Annotated in this window: 19 protein-coding genes; 6 read left to right on the top strand and 13 right to left on the bottom strand. The window is 63.9% G+C overall.

Going from position 1 to position 19904, the window contains the following annotated elements:
• Positions 1 to 158: 158 nt before the first annotated feature.
• The gene (locus tag GA0004734_RS15615; RefSeq protein ID WP_092935138.1) at positions 159 to 527 is read left to right on the top strand and encodes a helix-turn-helix domain-containing protein; all 369 of its coding nucleotides are present in this window, start codon (positions 159 to 161) and stop codon (positions 525 to 527) included.
• On the opposite strand, the gene betB is transcribed toward GA0004734_RS15615, so the two are convergent.
• The 5 genes from betB to GA0004734_RS15590 all read right to left on the bottom strand — a co-directional run bounded on the left by betB (position 521) and on the right by GA0004734_RS15590 (position 6225).
• Positions 521 to 1984, bottom strand: coding sequence for a betaine-aldehyde dehydrogenase (gene betB, locus GA0004734_RS15610; RefSeq protein ID WP_092935136.1), 1464 nt, complete (start codon positions 1982 to 1984; stop codon positions 521 to 523). The genes GA0004734_RS15615 and betB overlap by 7 nt on opposite strands.
• On the bottom strand, positions 1981 to 2883 hold the full coding sequence (locus tag GA0004734_RS15605) for a hypothetical protein (RefSeq protein ID WP_092935134.1): 903 nt from the start codon (positions 2881 to 2883) through the stop codon (positions 1981 to 1983). The genes betB and GA0004734_RS15605 overlap by 4 nt, the downstream gene beginning before the upstream one ends.
• A 1-nt stretch (position 2884) precedes the next feature.
• Positions 2885 to 4426 carry a choline-sulfatase gene (betC, locus tag GA0004734_RS15600; RefSeq protein ID WP_280949504.1) on the bottom strand — a complete coding sequence of 514 codons (1542 nt, stop codon included), beginning with the start codon at positions 4424 to 4426 and terminating at the stop codon, positions 2885 to 2887.
• On the bottom strand, positions 4423 to 5034 hold the full coding sequence (betI, locus tag GA0004734_RS15595) for a transcriptional regulator BetI (protein ID WP_092935132.1): 612 nt from the start codon (positions 5032 to 5034) through the stop codon (positions 4423 to 4425). Before betI ends, betC begins: the two co-directional genes overlap by 4 nt.
• Positions 5035 to 5214: 180 nt before the next feature.
• Entirely contained in the window at positions 5215 to 6225 is a 1011-nt protein-coding gene (locus GA0004734_RS15590; protein WP_092935130.1) for an asparaginase, read from the bottom strand.
• Positions 6226 to 6361: 136 nt separating this feature from the next.
• On the opposite strand from GA0004734_RS15590, the gene GA0004734_RS15585 reads away from it, so the two are divergent.
• Positions 6362 to 7099 carry a DUF3750 domain-containing protein gene (locus tag GA0004734_RS15585; RefSeq protein WP_092935128.1) on the top strand — a complete coding sequence of 246 codons (738 nt, stop codon included), beginning with the start codon at positions 6362 to 6364 and terminating at the stop codon, positions 7097 to 7099.
• A gap of 592 nt (positions 7100 to 7691) precedes the next feature.
• Here the strand turns inward: GA0004734_RS15585 and GA0004734_RS15580 are convergent.
• The 3 genes from GA0004734_RS15580 to GA0004734_RS15570 all read right to left on the bottom strand — a co-directional run bounded on the left by GA0004734_RS15580 (position 7692) and on the right by GA0004734_RS15570 (position 9997).
• Complete coding sequence (locus GA0004734_RS15580) at positions 7692 to 8690, bottom strand: NAD(P)H-quinone oxidoreductase (RefSeq protein ID WP_092935126.1); 999 nt, start codon at positions 8688 to 8690, stop codon at positions 7692 to 7694.
• A 66-nt stretch (positions 8691 to 8756) separates the two neighbouring features.
• Entirely contained in the window at positions 8757 to 9188 is a 432-nt protein-coding gene (locus GA0004734_RS15575; RefSeq protein ID WP_092936358.1) for an EamA family transporter, read from the bottom strand.
• A 56-nt stretch (positions 9189 to 9244) separates the two neighbouring features.
• Positions 9245 to 9997, bottom strand: a complete 753-nt coding sequence (locus GA0004734_RS15570) for a DeoR/GlpR family DNA-binding transcription regulator (protein ID WP_092935124.1) — start codon at positions 9995 to 9997, stop codon at positions 9245 to 9247.
• 88 nt (positions 9998 to 10085) lie between these two features.
• Here GA0004734_RS15570 and GA0004734_RS15565 point away from each other — a divergent pair, with 88 nt between their 5' ends.
• A complete protein-coding gene (locus tag GA0004734_RS15565; protein ID WP_092935122.1) occupies positions 10086 to 10469 on the top strand; it encodes a DUF4406 domain-containing protein in 384 nt (127 codons plus the stop codon).
• A gap of 22 nt (positions 10470 to 10491) precedes the next feature.
• On the opposite strand, the gene GA0004734_RS15560 is transcribed toward GA0004734_RS15565, so the two are convergent.
• The gene (locus tag GA0004734_RS15560) at positions 10492 to 11151 is read right to left on the bottom strand and encodes a glutathione S-transferase family protein (protein ID WP_092935120.1); all 660 of its coding nucleotides are present in this window, start codon (positions 11149 to 11151) and stop codon (positions 10492 to 10494) included.
• Positions 11152 to 11257: 106 nt separating this feature from the next.
• Positions 11258 to 12616 (bottom strand): TIGR03808 family TAT-translocated repetitive protein, encoded by a 1359-nt coding sequence (locus GA0004734_RS15555; protein WP_092935118.1) that lies wholly within the window; start codon positions 12614 to 12616, stop codon positions 11258 to 11260.
• Positions 12617 to 12760: 144 nt separating this feature from the next.
• Here GA0004734_RS15555 and GA0004734_RS15550 point away from each other — a divergent pair, with 144 nt between their 5' ends.
• Together GA0004734_RS15550 and GA0004734_RS15545 are read left to right on the top strand one after the other, a co-directional pair.
• Positions 12761 to 15064, top strand: a complete 2304-nt coding sequence (locus tag GA0004734_RS15550) for an EAL domain-containing protein (protein WP_348626097.1) — start codon at positions 12761 to 12763, stop codon at positions 15062 to 15064.
• 286 nt (positions 15065 to 15350) lie between these two features.
• On the top strand, positions 15351 to 16151 hold the full coding sequence (locus GA0004734_RS15545; RefSeq protein WP_092935114.1) for a L,D-transpeptidase: 801 nt from the start codon (positions 15351 to 15353) through the stop codon (positions 16149 to 16151).
• 74 nt (positions 16152 to 16225) lie between these two features.
• Here the strand turns inward: GA0004734_RS15545 and GA0004734_RS15540 are convergent, their stop codons facing one another.
• The 3 genes from GA0004734_RS15540 to GA0004734_RS15530 form a co-directional block, all read right to left on the bottom strand.
• The gene (locus tag GA0004734_RS15540) at positions 16226 to 16624 is read right to left on the bottom strand and encodes a response regulator (RefSeq protein WP_092935112.1); all 399 of its coding nucleotides are present in this window, start codon (positions 16622 to 16624) and stop codon (positions 16226 to 16228) included.
• On the bottom strand, positions 16621 to 18543 hold the full coding sequence (locus tag GA0004734_RS15535; protein ID WP_175386407.1) for a sensor histidine kinase: 1923 nt from the start codon (positions 18541 to 18543) through the stop codon (positions 16621 to 16623). The genes GA0004734_RS15540 and GA0004734_RS15535 overlap by 4 nt, the downstream gene beginning before the upstream one ends.
• Before the next feature lie 232 nt (positions 18544 to 18775).
• Positions 18776 to 19249: a MarR family winged helix-turn-helix transcriptional regulator gene (locus GA0004734_RS15530; protein WP_092936357.1), complete on the bottom strand. Its 474-nt coding sequence runs from the start codon at positions 19247 to 19249 to the stop codon at positions 18776 to 18778.
• Positions 19250 to 19405: 156 nt separating this feature from the next.
• On the opposite strand from GA0004734_RS15530, the gene GA0004734_RS15525 reads away from it, so the two are divergent.
• Positions 19406 to 19828: an organic hydroperoxide resistance protein gene (locus tag GA0004734_RS15525; protein WP_092935108.1), complete on the top strand. Its 423-nt coding sequence runs from the start codon at positions 19406 to 19408 to the stop codon at positions 19826 to 19828.
• Positions 19829 to 19904: the final 76 nt, after the last annotated feature.

The raw sequence follows: 19904 nt of genomic DNA, 5'->3' as shown, positions 1-19904 counted from the left end.
CGTATGCTAGAGGCGAAAGCGTGGATGCGAAGCCGCTGAAGGGTGGCACTATGGTACGGATCCGCATCGGTGGGGATCGTGCAATCGTCGATTCTTTGACCGCGCTCGTTATCGTCGTCAAGGTCGGGCCACGCGGCGACGTCTACAAGGAGTGAACCATGGGAGCTTTCGATAAAACCGTGATTGACGGAAAGGCCTTCGTGCTGGTCCCAGAAGACGAGTTCGAGGACATGATCGATACGATCGAGGCAAACCGGATCATGGCGCGTATCAACGCGGGAGAGGAGACGTGGCCGGCCGAACTCGTTTACGAGTTGTTCGAGACCGACAGTCGTATACGAACCTTCCGCAAATATCGCGGCTTTTCCGTCTCCGATCTCGCCGCGGCAGCAGGCATCTCCGAACAAGAACTCTCTGACATCGAAAGTAACAGGAAGACCGTGTCGGTCGATGTGCTCAAGCGCATCGCCACGGCCTTGAAGCTGGATATCGACGACCTTGTGATGGAACGCGACGCCCATCAATAGGGCGCCTCGACTTTCCCCATCGCGACATAGACCGTCTTCAGCTCGGTGTAATGCTGGAGCGCCGCCACGGAGTTCTCGCGACCGAAGCCCGACTGCTTTGAGCCGCCGAAGGGGATTTCGACCGGGCAGAGATTGTAGGTGTTGATCCAGAGCGTGCCGGCTTCCAGCCGGTCCACCACGCGGTGGGCGCGCGCGATGTCGTTCGTGAAGACGCCTGCGGACAGGCCGAACTCGGTCGCATTGGCGCGGGCGATCACCTCGTCCTCGCCGTTGAAATCGAGCACGCACATGACCGGGCCGAAGATCTCCTCGCGGGCGATGGTCATCGTGTCGGTGACATCGGCAAAGACGGTCGGCTGGATGTAGGTACCCTCGGCCGGCACGTCGTTGGGGATGGCGCCGCCGGTGACGAGCCTTGCACCTTCCGTCTTGCCGGTCTCGATGTAGGCCAGCACCTTGTCCCGCTGAGCCCTTGAGACCATCGGCCCGAGCTGGGTCGCCTCGTCCATGGGGTCGCCGATCACGATCTTTTCCGTGCGTGCCTTCAGGCCTTCAAGGAAGCGATCCTTGATGCCCTTCTGCACGAAGACGCGCGTGCCGTTGGAGCAGACCTGGCCGGTCGAGTAGAAATTGCCAAGCATGGCGCCGCCGATGGCGCTGTCGAGGTCGGCATCCTCGAACACGATCAAAGGCGACTTGCCGCCGAGTTCCATTGTGACGTGCTTCAGCTGGCCGGCGGCAGCCGCCGCGACCTTGCGTCCGGTCGGCACCGAGCCGGTCAGCGATACCTTGCCGACATCGGGGTGGCCGACGAGCAGGGGGCCGGTGTCCCGGTCGCCCTGGATGACGTTGAACAGTCCCTTCGGCAGCCCCGCCTCAATGAGGATTTCGGCGATCTTCAAGGCGCCGAGCGGCGTGTTTTCCGATGGCTTGAACACCATCGCATTGCCCGAGACAAGCGCCGGCGCTGCCTTCCAGCAGGCGATCTGCTGGGGATAGTTCCAGGCGCCGATGCCGACGCAGACGCCGATGGGGACGCGCTTGGTGTAGGCGAAATCGGCCCCGAGCGGAATGTGCTCGCCGTTCAGCGCCGCTGGCGCCACGCCGCCGAAGAACTCGAAGCTGTCGGCGCCGGATGTGGGGTCGGCGACGATCGTCTCCTGGATCGGCTTGCCGGTGTCGAGCGTTTCCAGCTCCGACAGTTCGCGGTTGCGCACCCGCATGATGTCGGCCGCCTTTTTCAGGATCCGCCCGCGCGCCGTCGGGCTCATCGCCGCCCATTCCGGCTGCGCGCGCTTGGCCGCGGCCACAGCCCGCTCCACAATTTCAGGCGTCGCGGCATGAAGCTGTGCGATCACCTCACCCGTTGCAGGGTAGATGCTGTCGAACGGGGTACCCGCGGTGTCCTCGACATAGGCGCCATCGATGAAGTGGGACGCTTTCGGCTGGGCTCTCATGAGGTCTTGTCCTTCGGGATAGTCTTTGATGGGCGGGGCTTGGATGGAGCGGACGTTCTTTCCATCGCGTCGGCATGCGCCTCGAGAAAGCCGGCGAGCAGCTTCGGGCTGTGCGTCCATGCCGCCTGGAAGGTCGAGAGGTAGAGTTCCGCTTCCGTCTTGCTGCCCCAGGCGATCATCTGGTTTGTCGGGCGCTTCGGCCATTTACCCGTCCGGGCGGCGGTCAGCAGGAGAGGAAGTGCATGCGCATTGCTTGCCTCGACGCGGGCGATCTGCTCCGGGAACGACATCTTGCGACGGGTTGCGATGTCGATCAGCAGCCGGGTGGCGGTGAAGTCCAGCGATCCGTCCTCGGCGTAATCGGCAGCCAGGATGCGGCAATTGTCGTAATCGCCAGCCTCCGCAAAAAGTTGCAGGAGCAGCGAGCGGATGCCCTGATTGTCGTTGGGGTTCAGCGCCAGAAGACGCCGCAGGACGCCCACGGCTTCGTTTCGGTCTCCCGCCGCGATCAGCGCAAGACCGAGATTGTGCTGGGCACGCATCCACGGCCGCGTGCCGAGGAATCCCCACCAGCTCACGTCTTCGTCCCCGTCGCCGGTTGGGTCGTTCAGCATCGGCGCGAACAGGCGTTGACCGACGATGACGGCCTCACGGAACAGCGCGATGCGCTCTGCATGCGTCGCGGCATGGATGCCGAGAATATTGTAGGCGTCGATCGCGTCCAGATCGACATCCAGCGCCTGGCGCGCCAGCTTGATCCGCTGTGCCGGTGTCTCGGCATCCCAAGCGTCGTTGACGATCTCATCAGCCGGGCTATCGATAGCCGGACCGAAAATCTCGCTGGAGAAAACCGCCTTGCGCAGGCCCTCCGGTGCCGTCTTGGCTCTCGCTCTCGCCACCTCATTCTCCTCGTGGAAATCGTTTCGACTCTTCGAGATTATCGAGGTTCATGTGGTTGCGCATGTAGCGTTCGGAGGCTTTTTGCAGCGGCTGGTGGTCCCAGGGATAGTAGGCGCCGTTGCGCAGCGCCTCGTAGACCACCCATCGGCGGGCCTGGCTCTCGCGCACGGCGGCATCGAAGGCCGCCATGTCCCAGCGCGCGTCGCGCATCTGGCGGAAGGCCTCCAGCGTGGCGGCAATGGCGCTCGTCGGGGGCGCGAGAGCGAGGTTGTCCAACTCGAGCGGATCGGCTTCCAGATCGAACAGCTGGTCGGGATCTTCAGCGCAGTGGACGTATTTCCACTTGCCTTCACGAATGGCGACGAGCGGGGCGACCGATCCTTCCGCCGCATATTCCATCAGCACGGGCGAGACGCGTTCAGTGCCGTTGATGATCGGCAGCAGGCTTTCTCCGTCCGTCCATGGCATGATTTCATCCATCGAGATGCCGGCGAGGTCGCAGAGCGTGGGGGTGACGTCGAGGTTCGAGACGGGCGCCTCGTGCAGCGCGGGCGTCACGCCGGGGCCTGCGATCATCAGCGGCACGCGGGCGGAGCCCTCGAAGAAATTCATCTTGAACCAGAGGCCGCGTTCTCCCAGCATATCGCCATGGTCGGAGCAGAACAGGATCAGCGTATCGTCCAGCTGGCGCGTCCGCTCCAGCGTGTCCACGAGCCGGCCGACCTTCTCGTCGATATAGGAGATGTTGGCGAAATAGGCCTGCCGGGAACGGCGGATGTCTGTCTCGGTTACCGTGAAGCTGGCGTAGTCGCAGGCAGCGATCAGGCGCTCGGCGTGCGGGTCCTGCGTCTCCAGCATGCCGACCTCGGGCAGAAGATGGGCGCAGTCCTCGTAGAGATCCCAGAACCAGCGTCGGGCGACATAGGGGTCGTGGGGATGGGTGAAGGAGGCCGTCAGGCACCAGGGCCGGTGATCCGCGGTGCCGATGCCGCGCGCGAGCTGATAGATCTTCTGCTCGGCGAGAAACGCGACCTCGTCGTCATACTCCATCTGGTTGGTGATCTCGGCCACGCCGGCGCCCGTCACCGAGCCGAGATTGTGGTACCACCAGTCGATCCGCTCGCCCGGCTTGCGGTAGTCCGGCGTCCAGCCGAAATCGGCGGGGTAGATATCCGTCGTTAGCCGCTCCTCGAAGCCGTGCAACTGGTCGGGACCGACGAAATGCATCTTGCCGGAGAGCGCCGTGTAATAGCCGGCGCGGCGCAGATGATGGGCGAAGGTGGGGATGGAGGAGACGTATTCGGCCGCGTTATCGTAGACGCCGGTGCGGCTCGGCAGTTGCCCCGCCATGAAGGAGGCGCGAGCCGGCGCGCAGAGCGGCGAGGAGGTGTAATTGTTGGCAAAGCGGGCGGAGCGCGCGGCCAGCGCTTTGAGATTCGGCGCATGCAGCCACGCCGCCGGGCCATCCGGAAAAAGCTTTCCGTTGAGCTGATCGACCATGATGATCAGAATGTTGGGCTTCTTGCTCTCGGCGAGGCTCACGCGGCGGCTCCTTCGTCTGGGCGGGTTGCGAGGCGGGCAAGGGCGGCATCGACGGCGTCTTCCGCCAGCGCGATCGATCGCTCGGTCGTCAGAGGTGCGGCGCCCAATGCCCGGCGGATGTAGAGCCCGTCGATCAGCGCGGCCGTCGCCTCGGCGATGCGGCATGCCGCCTCTTTCGGGCAGAGCTGCGACAGACTTGCGGACAGGTTGGAGTGCAGCCGGCGGGCATAGAGCACCAGCAGGCGGCGCACTGCTTCGGAACGCTGCGCTTCGGTGTAGAAGGCAAGCCACGCCGCGACCGTTTCGGGCGCGAACTGGCCGGCGTGGAAACTGACGCGAATGATGGCCGACACGCGGGCGCGGGGGCCATCAGCACCGGCGAGGGCCGAAACGGTATCGCGCCGCAAGTCGCGCAGCAGAGAGCGCATGGTTTCCGTCAGCAACTGGTTCTTGCTGCCGAAGTAATGATGGGCGAGTGCCGGGGAGACGCCCGCGCGGCGGGCGATGTCTGACATGGTTACGGCAAGCGTACCCTGGTCTCCGATGGCGCTGATGGCGGCATCGACCAAAGCCTTTCGGCGCACCGGCTCCATTCCGACCTTCGGCATCCGCGTCTCCCGTCGTCGGAGGGAGCTTAATTTTGATTGATCCATCAATCAAGAAAAAAGAGATGCCACTGTCATGCTGTCGATGGCCGTTCCCCCAACCCTCGGCATGGACGCTGTCAATATGGACGCCAGCCGCCCCCTTTATCAGCGGGCCGGCGAAACCAGCGCGCTTGACTGTCCTCAGGCGCGGCCGAAAGCCTCGGTCACCCTGACGTCGCCGACATGCATGCCGTTCCAGTTGTGCATCGAGGTCGTTGCTTCGGCCAGAAGCACCGCCTCGATCTCGGGCTCATCCCGGAAGAAGCGGGCGAGCGTTGCGGCGATCATGGCTTCGGCGGCGCGGGTGGTGCCGTCCTCGCATTTGAGCGCAATGGCGATGCCCTGTTCGGGAATGGCCGCGCAGAACACGCCTTCCGCCCCGGTCTTTGCGAAGATGCGGCCCGGCGCGATCTGCATAAGACGTGTGCAGGCGCGCTTCGTTCCCGCGACGTAGAAGGGCTCGGCCATGCAGGCGTTGATCAGGCGGCGTGCGGCTTTGGCGCGCTTGAGCCCGAGGCCCGCGCCGGTCGCCATTTTCGCGAAACCGTGGGCAAGGCCCTTCAGCGACACGGCATAGGTGGGAATGGCGCAGCCGTCGATGCCGCAATTGTCGTGGCCGAGTGCCGCCCCCGTCAGGCTTTCCATCGCATCGCGGATCTCGCGCTGGATGAAGTGGTCGTAACCGATATAGCCTTCGGGCTCGACACCGGCGTGGCAGGCGGCGCAGATGAAGCCGGAATGCTTGCCGGAGCAGTTGTTGTGCAGTGCATTCGGTCTGTCCATCGCCCGCACCTGATCGATCAGGATCGGCTGCTGGAAGGACCAGTGCGCGCCGCATTCCAGCGTGGAGAGGTCGCGCCCGGCCAGCGCCAGCATATCGGCGGCAAGGGCGGCATGTTCCGGCTCGCCACTGTGGGAGGAGCAGGCGAGCGCGAGCATCCGCTGGTCGAGCCCATAGGCGTCGGCGGCGCCGGTTTCGATGAGGGGCAGAGCCTGCATCGCCTTGCAGGCGGAACGCGGGAAGATGGCGGCATCGACGTCGCCGAGGGAAAAGACGGTCCGGCCGTCGCCATCGACAGCGATTACCATGCCGCGATGCCGGCTTTCCACCAGAGCGCCGCGCGTCACCTCGACCAGTACCGGATTCGTCATGCCCAAAGCCTCTCGTCATCACATTTCGGTGCGGATCTTGCCATCCGTTCCCGGCACGACGATCTCTCACCAAAAGCCGCCGCTTTGCAGTCCCTGCCATAACCGATCGCGCCGCCGCGTCAAACCCGGACATTGCATGAATCTGATCCGTATTCTCCTGCTTGCCATCCTCGTCGTCTATCTCCTGCCAGCGCTCGCCTCCGCCGGGCTCTGGTATGCGAGGGAGCGTCCGGAAAGCTGGCGCAATGCCGACTGGTCCTCGTCCGGGGTACTGCCGAAGGCCACGGCGGACGGGGATGCGGCGATCTACGTGCTTTCGGCGGCCACGGGCGGCCTGAAAGGCGCGGTGGCCAGCCATGCCTGGATCGTGACGAAGGCGGCGGGGGACCGCGTCTACAATCGTTATGACAAGGTGGGTTGGGGTACGCCGATCCGTCGCAACATGCGCGAGGCCGATGGCGCCTGGTATTCCAACCGCCCGAATATCGTCGTCGCCATCACCGGCGCGGAGGCGGCACGGCTGATCCCGCAGGTCGAAGCGGCGATCCAGTCCTATCCCTATGCCACGCCCGGTGCCTATCGTATCTGGCCGGGTCCGAACTCCAACACCTTCGTCGCGCATGTGCTGCGCACCGTGCCGGATCTCGGCGCCGTGCTGCCACCAGATGCCGTCGGGCGCGACTACCTGCCGGAGGGCAGGCTGTTCTCGATCGATGCCGACGGTCGCGACATTCACGCAACGCTCTACGGCCTTCTGGGCATCTCCGCCGGCGTGCGCAGCGGGTTGGAACTGCATTTCATGGGTCTCGTCGCCGGCGTGGATTTCGCGCGGCCAGCCCTCAAGATCCCGGCCTTCGGGCGGGTCGGCATGTGAGCCTGCGCGATGACCCTCTGCCGATCGAGCGCGGCAGGCAGGTGTTGATCAAGGGTAGGGGATGGCAGGGATATGGGGCTGTCAATGACGCTTGCCGGGTTCCCACGGCGTATATCGGCATCCGACGGATCGCGTCGGCTTACTTTCAATCGTGCGGAAATGGTTGCCTGTTCTTCCGTATCAAAAATAGCGAAGGATATAGCGTTATTGTAGTTGAGGCCTTACCTTCCAAAAGCGCGGCACGCAATACGCCACACATTCCCACACCAAATCGCCAAAACGGAAAAAGGGCCGCGTTAGCGACCCTTTCCACGAAATACGGCCCGTAAACGGCCCGGACTGGCTGCTGGCTCAGTCCGTAGAAGGAAGGCTCAGAGCGAGGGCTGCCTCGTTTCCGCAACCATGCTTCCCGTGTCCGTTACGAGTACCGAAATCTCATTAGACATTGGACCACCTTCCTTTCATTACGTTGAACATGAGGAAAAGATAGGTGATTTTCCAAGAAGCGCAAGTCTTTCTTTCAGATAAGTCGGGGCTCCGTAATCACGAAGGATGACGTTTCATTGTGATGTCGTGAAGCGGCAGTTTCACGTCAGAGGGTCAGCACGATCTTTCCGATGTGGTCGCTCTCCTCCATCAGCCGGTGGGCCTCCGCAACATTGGCGAAGGGCAGGACGGCGCTCATGACGGGGGCGACGGTTCCCTCGTCGAGCAATGGCCAGACATTGTCTTCGAGATCGTCCCGGATCGCTTCCTTCTCCACCGCCGTGCGCGGGCGAAGCGCCGAGCCCATGACGCGAAGGCGTTTGGAGAGGATCGGCGCGATGTTGGCCTTTTCAACCTTGGCGCCGCCGAGGAAGGCAATGATGGACAGCCGGCCGTCTGTGGCCAGACATTCGAGGTTGCGCTCGAAATAGGATGCGCCGATCATGTCGAGAATGACGTCGACACCGCGCCCGCCGGTCTCCGAAAGAATGATCTCCTTGAAGTCCTCATCTTTGTAGTTGATGGCCCTGACGGCACCCAGCGACAGGCAGGCTTCGCATTTCGGCCCGCTGCCTGCGGTGACGTAGACCTGTGCCCCGAAGGCGCCGGCCAGCTGGATCGCCGTCGTGCCGATGCCGCTCGATCCGCCATGGATGAGGATGGATTCTCCCTCGACCAGATCCGCCATCTGAAACACATTCGCCCAGACGGTGAAGAAGGTTTCCGGCAGGGCGGCGGCGCGGGCGGCGTCGTAGCCGGTCGGCCAGCGCAGCGCCTGCGTGGCGGGCACGCTGCAATATTCGGCATAGCCGCCGCCATTGGCGAGCGCCGTCACGCGGTCCCCGACGGCAAAGCCTTCTGCGCCGTCACCGATGGCGACGATTTCACCCGCTACCTCCAGTCCAAGGATCGGGCTTGCACCGGGAGGAGCGGGATAGAGCCCCTTGCGCTGCATGACATCCGGCCGGTTGATGCCGGCGGCTTCCACGCGCACAAGCAGGTGGCCGGCGTCGAGTTCCGGCAGCGGGCCTTTGGCGAGCACCATGGCCTCCGGCCCGCCGGGCGAGGGCAGGTCGATAAGCGTCATTTCTGTCGGCAGCGGCATGGGAACTCCTGTGCTTGTTTGCTGCCAGAGCTAGCGCATCTCGCGGCAGGGTCAAAGGCGAGCGGCCTACAGAACCAGAAGCACGCCGCCGACGGCGATCAGGCCGATGCCGATCATGTGCAGGGCCGAGAGCTTTTCGCCGAGAAACAGGACGGCGAAGAGGGCGACGAGAACGACGCTCATCTTGTCCACCCGCGCCACCCGCGCGGCATCCCCGATCTTCAGCGCGCGAAAATAGCAGAGCCAGGATGCGCCGGTCGCAAGCCCCGAGAGGACGAGGAGCAGCCAGCTCTTCGGCGAGACGGTGACTGGCGACTGCCAGTGTCCCGTCACCGCAAGCAGGAGCCCGAGCGCCGCCAGAATGACCACGGTGCGCACGAAGGTCGCGAAGTCCGAATTGACGTTCTCGATGCCGATTTTGGCAAAGATGGCGGTGAGCGCGGCAAAGACCGCCGAGAGCACGGCCCAGGCCTGCCAGGAGAGGAAGAAAGATCGCATCGACGGGGCCTTTCTGGCGTTGCGGGCCGGCGTTGCGGGATTGTGGCGCGCGAGGCTCATGCGTGAAGGATCTCCAGCCCTGCCTCGCGATAAAGCGAGAGTGTCGTGTCCTCGATATCGCTGGGAACCACAAGCCCGGTCAGGTCGGCGATCGGCAGGATGCGATGCGGCGAGGCCGTGCCGAGCTTGTCGCCCGCCGCGAGAATGAAGGTTTCCGCAGACTGGAGGGCGATGGCGCGCTTGATCGCGGCCTCCTCGAAATCGCCCGTGGTGGCGCCGTGGGTGGGGTGAAGGGCGGTCGCGCCGAGGAAAAACAGGTCGAAGCGCATCGTTTCGATGGCGGCAAGGGCGGCCGATCCGGTGGCCACCATCGAATGCTTGTAGAGCCGCCCGCCGATCATGATCACGTCGGCATCGTGGCCGGCAAGCGCTGCGGCAATCGTCGGACTGTGGGTGGCGACGGTGATGCGCAGATCACGCGGCAAGGCCCGGGCCAGTGCCTCGTTCGTCGTACCGCCATCGAGGAAGACGAACTGGCCTGGGGCGATCCGCTCGACAGCCCGTAGCGCCAGCGCCTGCTTGGTCGCCTTGGCGATCTGGGTTCGGGCGCCGAGATCGGGCAGAGGCGGCGCCACCGGAAGAGCGCCGCCATGGACGCGCTGCAACTTGCCGGCGCTTGCCAGCTCCCGCAGATCGCGCCGGATCGTGTCCTCCGACAGACCGAGCTCGCCGGCAAGTGCGGTCGCGACGATCTGCCCGTCGCGGCGCAGGCGATCGAGGATGAGGGCGTGCCGCTGGCTGGTCAGCATCGAAATCTCCTTCTTGACTCTTCTTGATGTTACGTTATCAATCGAGTATTATCAAGAAAATACCAGAAAAACCATGAAGGCGTTTCCTATGTTGATTTTGATTGCCGGCCCTTACCGTTCCGGTACGAATGACGATCCTGCGAAGATGGCGGCCAATCTTAAGGTTCTGGAGGCACCGTCGCACTCGCTGTTTCGGGCAGGGCATGTACCGATGATCGGGGAATGGGTGGCGCTGCCGGTCTGGCATGCGGCTGGCGGCAAGGCGGTCGGAGATGCACTCTATGAGGAGATCTTCCACCCGGTCGCCGGACGGCTGCTCGCGCTCTGCGATGCCGTGCTTCGGCTTCCCGGCGTCTCGAAAGGGGCCGACAACGATGTGCGGATCGCGCGCGAGCGCGGTATTCCGGTCTATGAGAGGCTGGAGGATGTGCCGGGCTGCGCAGACTTCGCGACGCGCGCGATCACGGCCTGATCCCCGCAACGGCTCCCGCCCTTTAGGCGGGCTCGGCTTCGCGCACCCGCATCATCTCGCGGAACGCCGGGCGCGACTGGCAGCGCTCGATCCAGGCCTTGATACCGGGATGCCTGTCGAACAGGGCCGTCTGGCTCTGGGCGTAGCGGAAAACTTCCGCAAGGTTGAGGTCCGCCACCGTGAAACGGTCGCCGACGATGTGGGCATGCTGCGAAAGGCGGGCTTCCAGAACGCCGAAGTGCTTATCCAGCGCCTGTGTGGCGGTCTCCACGATAGCCCGGCCGCGCGCCGGGCCGTTCGGCTCGGCGTCATAGGCGAGCACGATCTTGACCGCGTGGGGCTCGATTTCCGTTGCGGCCCACAGCGTCCAGTCGAGGATCTGCCCGTCCTCGGCGGCATCCGCTCCGGCGAGCGGTCCGCCATATGTGCGCGCAAGATAGAGGTTGTTGGCAAGCGAATCCGCCAGCACCAGCCCGTCATCGTCGATCGCGGGGATCTTGCCCCGGGGATTGATAGCGAGGAAGGCCGGCGACTGCGTGTTGAGCGGCGCCGTCTCCGTCAGCGGGTCGACCAGCCGGCGCGCCTGGATGACCGGCACAGCGCGGAACGCTATGCCCAGTTCGCCGGCCATCCAGTAGTTGCGCGATGCCCGCGACCGATAGACCCCGTAGATGGTCAGCATGATATTCTCCAGACCTTGATGTTGTGCGCGAGCCTAACGTTTCGGCCGGGGGATGGAAGACCGGCGCGCTGATGCAAAGCATGAATGTTGCTGATGGTTCGTGGCCTCACACGCGGCGGTTTCCCGTCACCGTCAGATGCGGAAACGCATCCGTCGTTCCGTCCACGAGGTCGGCGCTGGCCTTCTCCGTCCAGCGGTAGCCGAGGATGGCGTCTCCGACGTTTTCGAAGAGATTGTCGGTGATGAGCGCCGTGCCGGCACCTTCCGCAACAGACACGCCACAACCGAGTTGGGCGACGCGGATGATGTTGCCGGTCACGGAAACGTTGCGCAGATAGGGACCCCAGCCCAGCACCAGCGCCCAGCGTGCCACCTGCTCGATGACGTTGCCGGTCACGACAGTGTCGGCCTCGGCCGAAATGCCGAAACCGAAGCCCGCGCCGTCGGAGACATAGGGGCCGATGCCGGTAATATTGCGGATGACGTTCTGCCCGACGGTCGCGAGCCTTCCGCCGACATCGAAGTTGACGATGGAAATGCCGTTGGCGGCGGTGTCGATAACGTTGCCGGTGACCATGGCGCCCTGAAAGCCGAATTCGGAGTAGATGGCGGTTTCGCCGGAGCGCAGGCACTGGTTGGTCGAGATCAGCACGTTGTTGGCGGCGTTGGCGCGGATGGCGGACAGGGCGCAATCGGACACGTGGTTGCCGGAGACGATGACGTCGCCCGCGCGAAAGATGTTGATGCCGTTGCCGTTCTGACCGGTCCCGCCATCGCGGGAAGCAATGCGGGAGACGCGATTGCCCAAGACGAGCGTTCCGTCGGGGCCGGCTTCCGACCTGTGGACGAGGATGCCGCCATTGCCGCAGTCTGCGACGGTGTTGCCCGTGATCGACAGGCCGCGGCTGTCGATGGCGAAGATGCCGACACCGTGGACGCCGGAGATGTCGTTGTCGCGGATGCGGCCACTGCTGCGCCTGAGGTTCAGGCCATGACCTGCCGTGCGGCCCGATATCACGCAATTGTCGATTGTCAGCCGCCCGATGCCGTCGAGGTCCACGAGGCCGCGTCCGGGGTCGCCCATCTGTCCATCACCGTCGAGCGTCAGTCCGGTCAACGTCAACCGGACGAGGTTTTCGGCTGTCAGGAGCGGGCCTGTACCCGAGGCGATCAGCCGCGTCGCGCCCGGCGTGCCCGCCAGCGTCAGTCCGTCGGGCAGGGTGATCCCGGACAGCCTGTAGTCGCCGGGCGGCAGCATGACGGGCATTCGGCGTTCGATGGCCTCGGCAAGGAGAGCCCGGAACGCTTTCGACTGATCGGCACGTTTGCCGGGCCGGACGCCGAAGTCGGCCGCGTCGAGCGCGCCGCGAAAGCCGTCCGGCAGCGACGCCGCGCGCGTCTGCGTGCTGGCGACGGAAACCGGCAGGCTCGCCAGGGCGAAAAGAAGGGTACGGCGGGTCATCATGTCGTGTTCGCTGAAGGGGTCTGGTGATCAGGCATCTTTAGGGAAGAATAACTTCTTTCCGTTAGCACTTCGTATCGGACAGCGCACGCCAATGACTGGCGGGAGAAAGCCTTGAGCAAAACGACCCAACGCGGACGCAGCACGATCTCCGAAAGTCCTTCGGGCGACGACCATACGCAGCGCCTGATCGAGGCGACGCGCCGGCTCGCCAATGAAGCCGCCCGCCTCTACGGCCCGCGCACCGACATCGCCGAACGCCATTACTGGCTCGAAACGATGGTCAATCACATTCCGGATTACATCTACGCCAAGGATCTGGAGGGTCGCTTTCTCATCGCCAACGAGGCGACGGTGCGGGACAACGGCTTTACCGAGATGCATCAGATCGTGGGACTGACCGACTTCGATCTGCACGACGACGCAATCGCTGCCCGGATCACCGAAGGCGAACGGCAGGTCATTACGAGCGGCGAGCCGATCATCGGCATGGAGGAGCGCGCGGCCGTCGAGAACGGTTGCGAGCGCTGGCTGATGACGTCGAAGGTGCCATTGCGCGACAAGCTCGGCCGGACGATCGGCACCGTCGGCGTCTCCCGTGATATCACCGACCGCAAGCGTGCCGAACAGCTGATGATCGGGCAGACGCGCGTGCTGGAGATGATCGCCAAGGATACGCCGCTGCCGGATCTCTTCCACGAACTGATCCTGATGATCGAGGCGCATGTGCCAGGTGTGCAGGGCGCCGTCTATATGCTGACGGAGGACGGACAGCGGCTCCTGAAGGGCGTGGCGCCCGGTCTTGATCCCATCTATGCGGCCGCGCTCGAAGGCTTTCCGATCGGACCGAACAACGGCTCCTGCGGTACGGCCGCCTTTCTCGGCGAGTCCGTCTTCGTCGGCGATATCCTGAACGATCCGCTATGGGCGTCCCATGTCGATTTCGTGAAGCCTTTCGGATATCGCGCCTGCTGGGCGGCGCCGCTTCTGTCGTTCCATGGCAAGGTGCTCGGCACCTTCGCGCTCTATGCGAAGACGGTCGGTTTGCCGGCAGATCCGGTCCGCGACCTCATCGCCATGGCCGCGCGTCTGGCCGGGATCGCCATCGAACGTCGCGAGGCGGCCGAACGCATCCATTTCATGGCGCATCACGATGCTTTGACCGGATTGCCGAACCGCATCATGCTCGACGGGCACATGGAAAAGGCTATGACGGATGCGCGGGAGAAGGGCGAGTGGGTGGCGCTTGCCTTCCTCGATCTCGACAATTTCAAGCTCGTCAATGACAGCCTCGGCCACAATGCCGGCGACGAACTGCTGCGCAACGTCGCGCAGCGCATGAGCCTGTGCGTGCGCAAGGGCGACATGATCATCCGTGTCGGCGGCGACGAGTTCATTATTCTCCTCACGGGCCTCCAGGCCGACCGGGAGGTCGTGCTTGCGCGCTTCGAAGGCATCCGCAGCGCCATCGCCCGTCCGATGACGCTTGCCGGGCAGACCTTGCAGGTCACCTGCAGCATGGGCGTCGTGTGCTATCCGGAGCAGGGGGAAAGCACCGGCGAGCTGCTCGCCAACGCGGATGCTGCGATGTATCGGGCCAAAGCGCTCGGGCGCAACAATCTCAAGCTCTTCTCGTCCGAGATGGCGGATGCCGCGCATGCGAAACTGCTGCGGGTCGAGGCCCTGCGCCAGGCGCTGGAACAGAACGAATTCGTGCTCCACTACCAGCCGCAGCTCAATCTCGCATCGGGCCGCATCTTCGCCGCCGAAGCGCTGCTGCGCTGGAACCATCCGCAACGGGGTCTGGTCTCTCCGTGCGAATTCGTACCGCTGGCGGAAGAGACGGGATTGATCGTCGAGATCGGCGAATGGGTGCTGGATGCCGCCTGTCGCCAGAACCGGGCATGGCAGGATGCCGGCCTGCCGCGCCTGATCGTCAGCGTCAACGTGTCGGCGCGTCAGTTCGCGGAGAAGGCCTGGGTCTCCCGCGTGGCCCGGACGCTGACAGAGACCGGCCTCGACCCGCAGTTCCTGGAGCTCGAGCTGACCGAAAGCCTGATCATGCAGGATGTGCCGCAGGCGATCGCCACCATGCATGAGCTGGAAGCGCTCGGCGTGCGGCTGGCCATCGACGATTTCGGCACCGGCTATTCCAGCCTCAGCGCGCTCAAGCGCTTTCCCGTCCGCCGCCTGAAGATCGACCGCTCCTTCGTCAAGGACATCCCGGATGACGAGGACGACATGGCGATCACGGCGGCGATCATCTCGCTGGCGCAGAAGCTCAAGCTCGATGTGATCGCCGAGGGCGTCGAGACGCAGGAACAGCTCGATTTCCTGCGAGATGCCGGCTGTAACGAGATCCAGGGCTACTGGGTCAGCCGTCCGCTGCCGCCGTCCGCCTTCGTGACGCAGCTCGACAGGGGCAGAGTTCTCGACGCAGTGAGTGCCTGATAGCGTAATCGGCCTGATGCTGGCTGCTCTTCTATGCTCCCGTCGCGCGGCAAGCCTCGCGCCAGCACGTCTCTGCCATAAAGGGCGACAACCGCCGGCAGCGGATGGATGCAAAGTTGCAACGGTCGTCAAAAACCCGTTGCAGCCTGCTTTTCCTGCGTTTGCCGCGCACTAGCTTGGCTGTTGTGCTCGTTGAAGCCGAATGCGCAGGCCCGTCCTCCCAACGGACCGGCGCGATCGGCAAAACGGATCATGATTGTCGCGTCAACCGGAAGTCCGCCCCCTTATGAGCCCGCTCAAGCCTCCGACGTCCCCTCTGTCTCGCCGTCAGTTTCTGAACCTGACCGGCGTGGCCGCTGCAACGGCTGCGCTGTCGGCCTGCAACAGCACTTCCAACACCCCCAGCTTCAATTCCGAAACCCGGCCCTATTTCCGCAACCCGGAATTCGACAACCGCTTTGCGCCCGCCAACGGCAGCTATCCGCCCTTCGGTCAGCCGCAGAACGCCGGCTACATGACCGGCCTGCCGCCGCGCTCGGCCTATGCCGCCAGCATTTACGGCCCGGTCGTCGATGGTGGCTACGCCATCCCGGCGGTGCCCTTTCAGGAGATCGATCCGCGCTTCTACCGCCAGGAGGTCGCCGATCCCTTCGGCGAAGCGCCGGGTACGATCATCGTGGATACGCAGGACCGGTTTCTCTATCTGACCGAGCCGGGCGGACGTGCCATGCGCTACGGCGTCGGCATCGGCCGCGAAGGCTTTGCCTGGTCCGGCCGCGGCGTCATCCAGTGGAAGCAGAAATGGCCGCGCTGGAAGCCGCCGAACGAGATGGTCGCGCGCCAGCCGCATCTCGCCGCCTATTCCATCGAGAACGGCGGCATGGAGCCGGGCCTATCGAACCCGCTCGGCGCGCGCGCCATGTACATCTTCAAGGACGGTCAGGACACGCTCTACCGCCTGCACGGCTCGCCGGAATGGCAGTCGATCGGCAAGGCGGTCTCCTCCGGCTGCGTTCGCCTGATCAATCAGGACGTCATCGATCTTTACGATCGCGTGCGGACAAAGTCGCCGATCCTCGTCGTCTGACATTCGACGGGTGTGTTGCGAAAGGCATGGCCGGCGGTCTCCGCCGGCTTTTTGCTGTGCGTCAGTGCTATATGTCAGTGCCGGCCCGTCTCGATAATTTCGGCCAGCGCCTTCAGATTGTCCGATGTCAGCGGCTTTTGGAAATAACGCTTCACGAAATCATACTGCAGCGCCTTGCGCCGGTCGGCGCCGAGGTGCGAGCTGGTAAGCATGACGACCAGCGGGACGGGGTCGCTGAACTGGCGGACGAAATCGCGAGCGTAGCTTTCGAGAAATTCGAAGCCATTCATGACCGGCATGTTGATGTCGAGAATGATCGCGTCCGGCCGTTCCCGGCGCAGCATATCCAAACCCTCGCGGCCGTTCATCGCCTGCACGATCTTGATGTCGGGGTCGAAGCGCTGGATGGTATAGCCGCAGATGAAGAGATCCGTCTCATCGTCGTCGATGATCAGGAGTGAGCCGATGGTCATGCGTCGTTCCTCTGGGGCAAGCGTATGACGAACCGGCTGCCCTTGTCGAGCCGGATGTAAGCCACGGTGCCGCCGAGATGCTCGACGCTCGTCTTCACGATGTACAGACCGAGGCCGCAGCCGTCGGCCTTTGACGGGTGGAAACGCTTGAACATCTGGAACAGGCCGGTCTCGTCGCCCTCTCCAAGACCGAGGCCATTGTCGGACACGCAGAGTTCCAGCCATCCGTCGCCGGTGAGCACAGCATCCACGGTCACGCGGCACGTCGCTTCGTCGGGATCGGCATATTTGATGGCGTTCGAGATGAGATTGTCGAGGATCATCCGGAGACGGGCCAGCTTGGTCCGGATGACGATTGCTTCGGGAATATCGACCACGAAGGAGACCTGCCGTTCCGGGTCGATGAAGCGCAGTCGCTCGATGGTCTCCTGCACCGTGGAGGCCAGAGGTACGGAGGTTGCGGCCTCGTCCAGCAGGCGGCTGCGTTTCAGCTGGATGATGTTTTCGATCAGCCCGTCGAGCTTCTGCAGCCCGCGTTCCAGCCGTCCGATGACCGGGACGAGCTGCGTCGTGGGGGCTTGCAGGCCAATCATGTCGCGCATGATCGCGGTGAGGCCGATGGAGGACGCGATCGGGGCGCGCAGGTCGTGGGAGGTGCGCCAGGCGAACGCCTCGAGTTCGGCATTGACATCCAGGATCTCCTGCTCGTGCTGCTTTCGCTGCGAGATATCGCGGATGATACCGCTGTAGAGCACGGTGCGGTCGAGCTCGATCCGGGCGACGGAGAGGTCGAGGGGAAAGCGGATGCCGTTGCGGCGCGTGCCCTCGACCTCTCGCGCGGTGCAGGCGATGTCCGTCGTGTGATCGTCGTTTCCCGCTGCCGGTAGAAGGTCCGGAATGAGCGTGCGGACGTCGCGTCCGAGCATGTCTTCGCTGCGATAGCCGAAGATCGTTTCCATGGCGTGGTTCGCTGAAAGAACCGTGCCGCGGGCATTGACGGTGACGATCCCGTCCGCCGCGGTGTCGATGATGGCGCTCATGCGCTCCTGGCTCTCGCGCAGCTGCAGAGCGATGGCGCGAGAGCGCTGTGCGCTGCGAAAAGCGTAGACGATGAGGCTGGCATAGACGATGCCGGAGACCACGAGCAGGCCGGCGAGGATCGCCTGCGATGCCGGCTTTCCGTCTGGATTGATGCTGACCGGGGGGCTGCTGCCCTCGAAGGCGTCCTGCAGGTCGAGCAGCGTGAGGGCCAGGAGCAGGAGATAGCTTGCGGCGCCGAGCATGGCGGCGATGGTCGAGGCGTCGTAGTCGAGCTCTTCCACGCGCAGGAAGATCAGGGGGAGGGCGAGTGCTGCGAAACAAAGGGCGGTGTGCGGCGACATGTGTCCGTAGCGCGGCCAGTCGCTTTCTGTGACGAGTTGCAGGCCATATCCGATCAGCGTGGCAGCGGCTGCCATGAACACGGTGGCGGCGAGAACGACGCGCAGAAGTGTCGGCCTGCCTGTCACGGCGCTGATGAGGATGCAGACCCCGATCAGAAGGAAGGAGAGCGCCGTGCCGCTTGCCAGATGCCCGGGATGGGGTCCCGTCTGGCGGAAGGGATCGATCAGCAGCGTGTCGAGCGGGTGCCCGGTGTGAATGAGCGGCTCCAGCAGGAAGGCGAGGCTGATGAGCATGACGGCGATCGCGAGGCCGGTTGCGATCCGGCCCGCACCGGAAAGGAGAGTGGCCACGGCAAGGCCGGACAGAACGAAGTTGATGGCGGTGTTGAACTGCATGCGGAAAAGAACGGGCAGCGTGTCGGCGACGTGCTCGGACTTCAGAAGCCAGAGACTGCCGATGCCTGTACCGACGAGGACGCAGAACCAGGCCGCCGCCATGCCAGCCTTGTGCCAGTTCACGCGGGCCAGCGGATCCAAGGCCCGTCGATCCGGCGTCGAACGAGATCGGTTTCCGTCGTGCGGGTGCGTGCCCTCGCTTTGTCGGGCCTCGCGTTCCTCCCTCGCGTGCGCGCGAACCATTTCCCTGGGGCACCCTCCGCTTCGTCCCTCTCGACCGAAGAGATCACGGCATACGGGTGGCGTCAACGGATCGTTGTGGAACGTGTTGTGCGCAGGAAGGGTATCAGCCGGCGTCTGCCGTCTCTTTTGGCTAGGAAAGCCCCGGTTGGGAAAGTCTCCGGGTCAGCGCTTCCAGCACGCGCCGCAACGCGCGCGCCTCATCGGTACTGCAGCCGATCGCGCTGCCGATGGCCGTTTGCACATGGCCAGCCTCCGCCTGCAGGGCCTCGCCCTTTTCGGTCAGGGAGATGTTGACCTGCCGCTCGTCCTTGCGGTCGCGGGTGCGACTGACGAGGCCGGCGGCATCCAGACGCTTGAGGAGAGGGGAGAGCGTGCCGGAATCGAGCCCCAACTGTTCCCCGATCTGCTTCACCGTCATCGTCCTGTGCTCCCACAATGCGAGAAGGACGAGATATTGCGGATATGTGAGACCGAAGCGGTCGAGCAGCGGCTTGTAGGTCCGGTTGAACGCGTGGGAGAGCGAATAGACCGCGAAGCAGAGCTGGTCGTCCACCGGCAAAGGGACGGCAAAGGGCACCACTTGTACCGCATCTCCGTTCGCCATCGCCTTCATCTTTTCCATGCCCGCATCCTACAGGTTTTGGCTAGAAATGCAATTTGCAAAATTCAGTTGCGTGCAATTAAATTTTACGCTACAAAGATGGGGAAGACAGTAGATCTTCTTCATGAAACGCGTCGAAAGCGACGACAGGAGACCCCAATGGCTATTCTCTACACCACCAAAGCTTCTGCCACCGGCGGCCGTGCAGGTCGCGCCGTGTCCGAGAACGGCGTGCTCGACGTCGTGCTGACCGTTCCAAAGGAACTCGGCGGCGATGGCGCCACGGGCACGAACCCCGAGCAGCTCTTCGCAGCCGGCTATTCCGCCTGCTTCCTCGGTGCCTTGAAGAATGTGGCGGGCAAGGAAAAGATCAAGGTTCCGGAAGAAACCAAGGTCACCGCGACGGTTGGCATCGGCCCGCGCGATGACGGCACCGGCTTCGGCATCGACGTGTCGCTCCTCGTCGACATTCCCGGCCTTGACCGCGAAACCGCGGAAAAGCTGGTTGCCGCCGCGCATATCGTCTGCCCCTATAGCCACGCCATGCGCACCTCGACGGAAGTACCGGTCAAGGTCGCCTGATAGGGCCGATCGGACTTATCGCCTGAGAGTGCTGAGGGTGGAGACGACGCGTTCGTCTCCACCTTTTTTATGCTTC

It is taken from the genome of Rhizobium sp. 9140, from assembly GCF_900067135.1.
Lineage (GTDB): Bacteria > Pseudomonadota > Alphaproteobacteria > Rhizobiales > Rhizobiaceae > Ferranicluibacter.
Note: the sequence above shows the minus strand (reverse complement) of the source record. Positions and strands in the feature narration are given on the sequence as shown.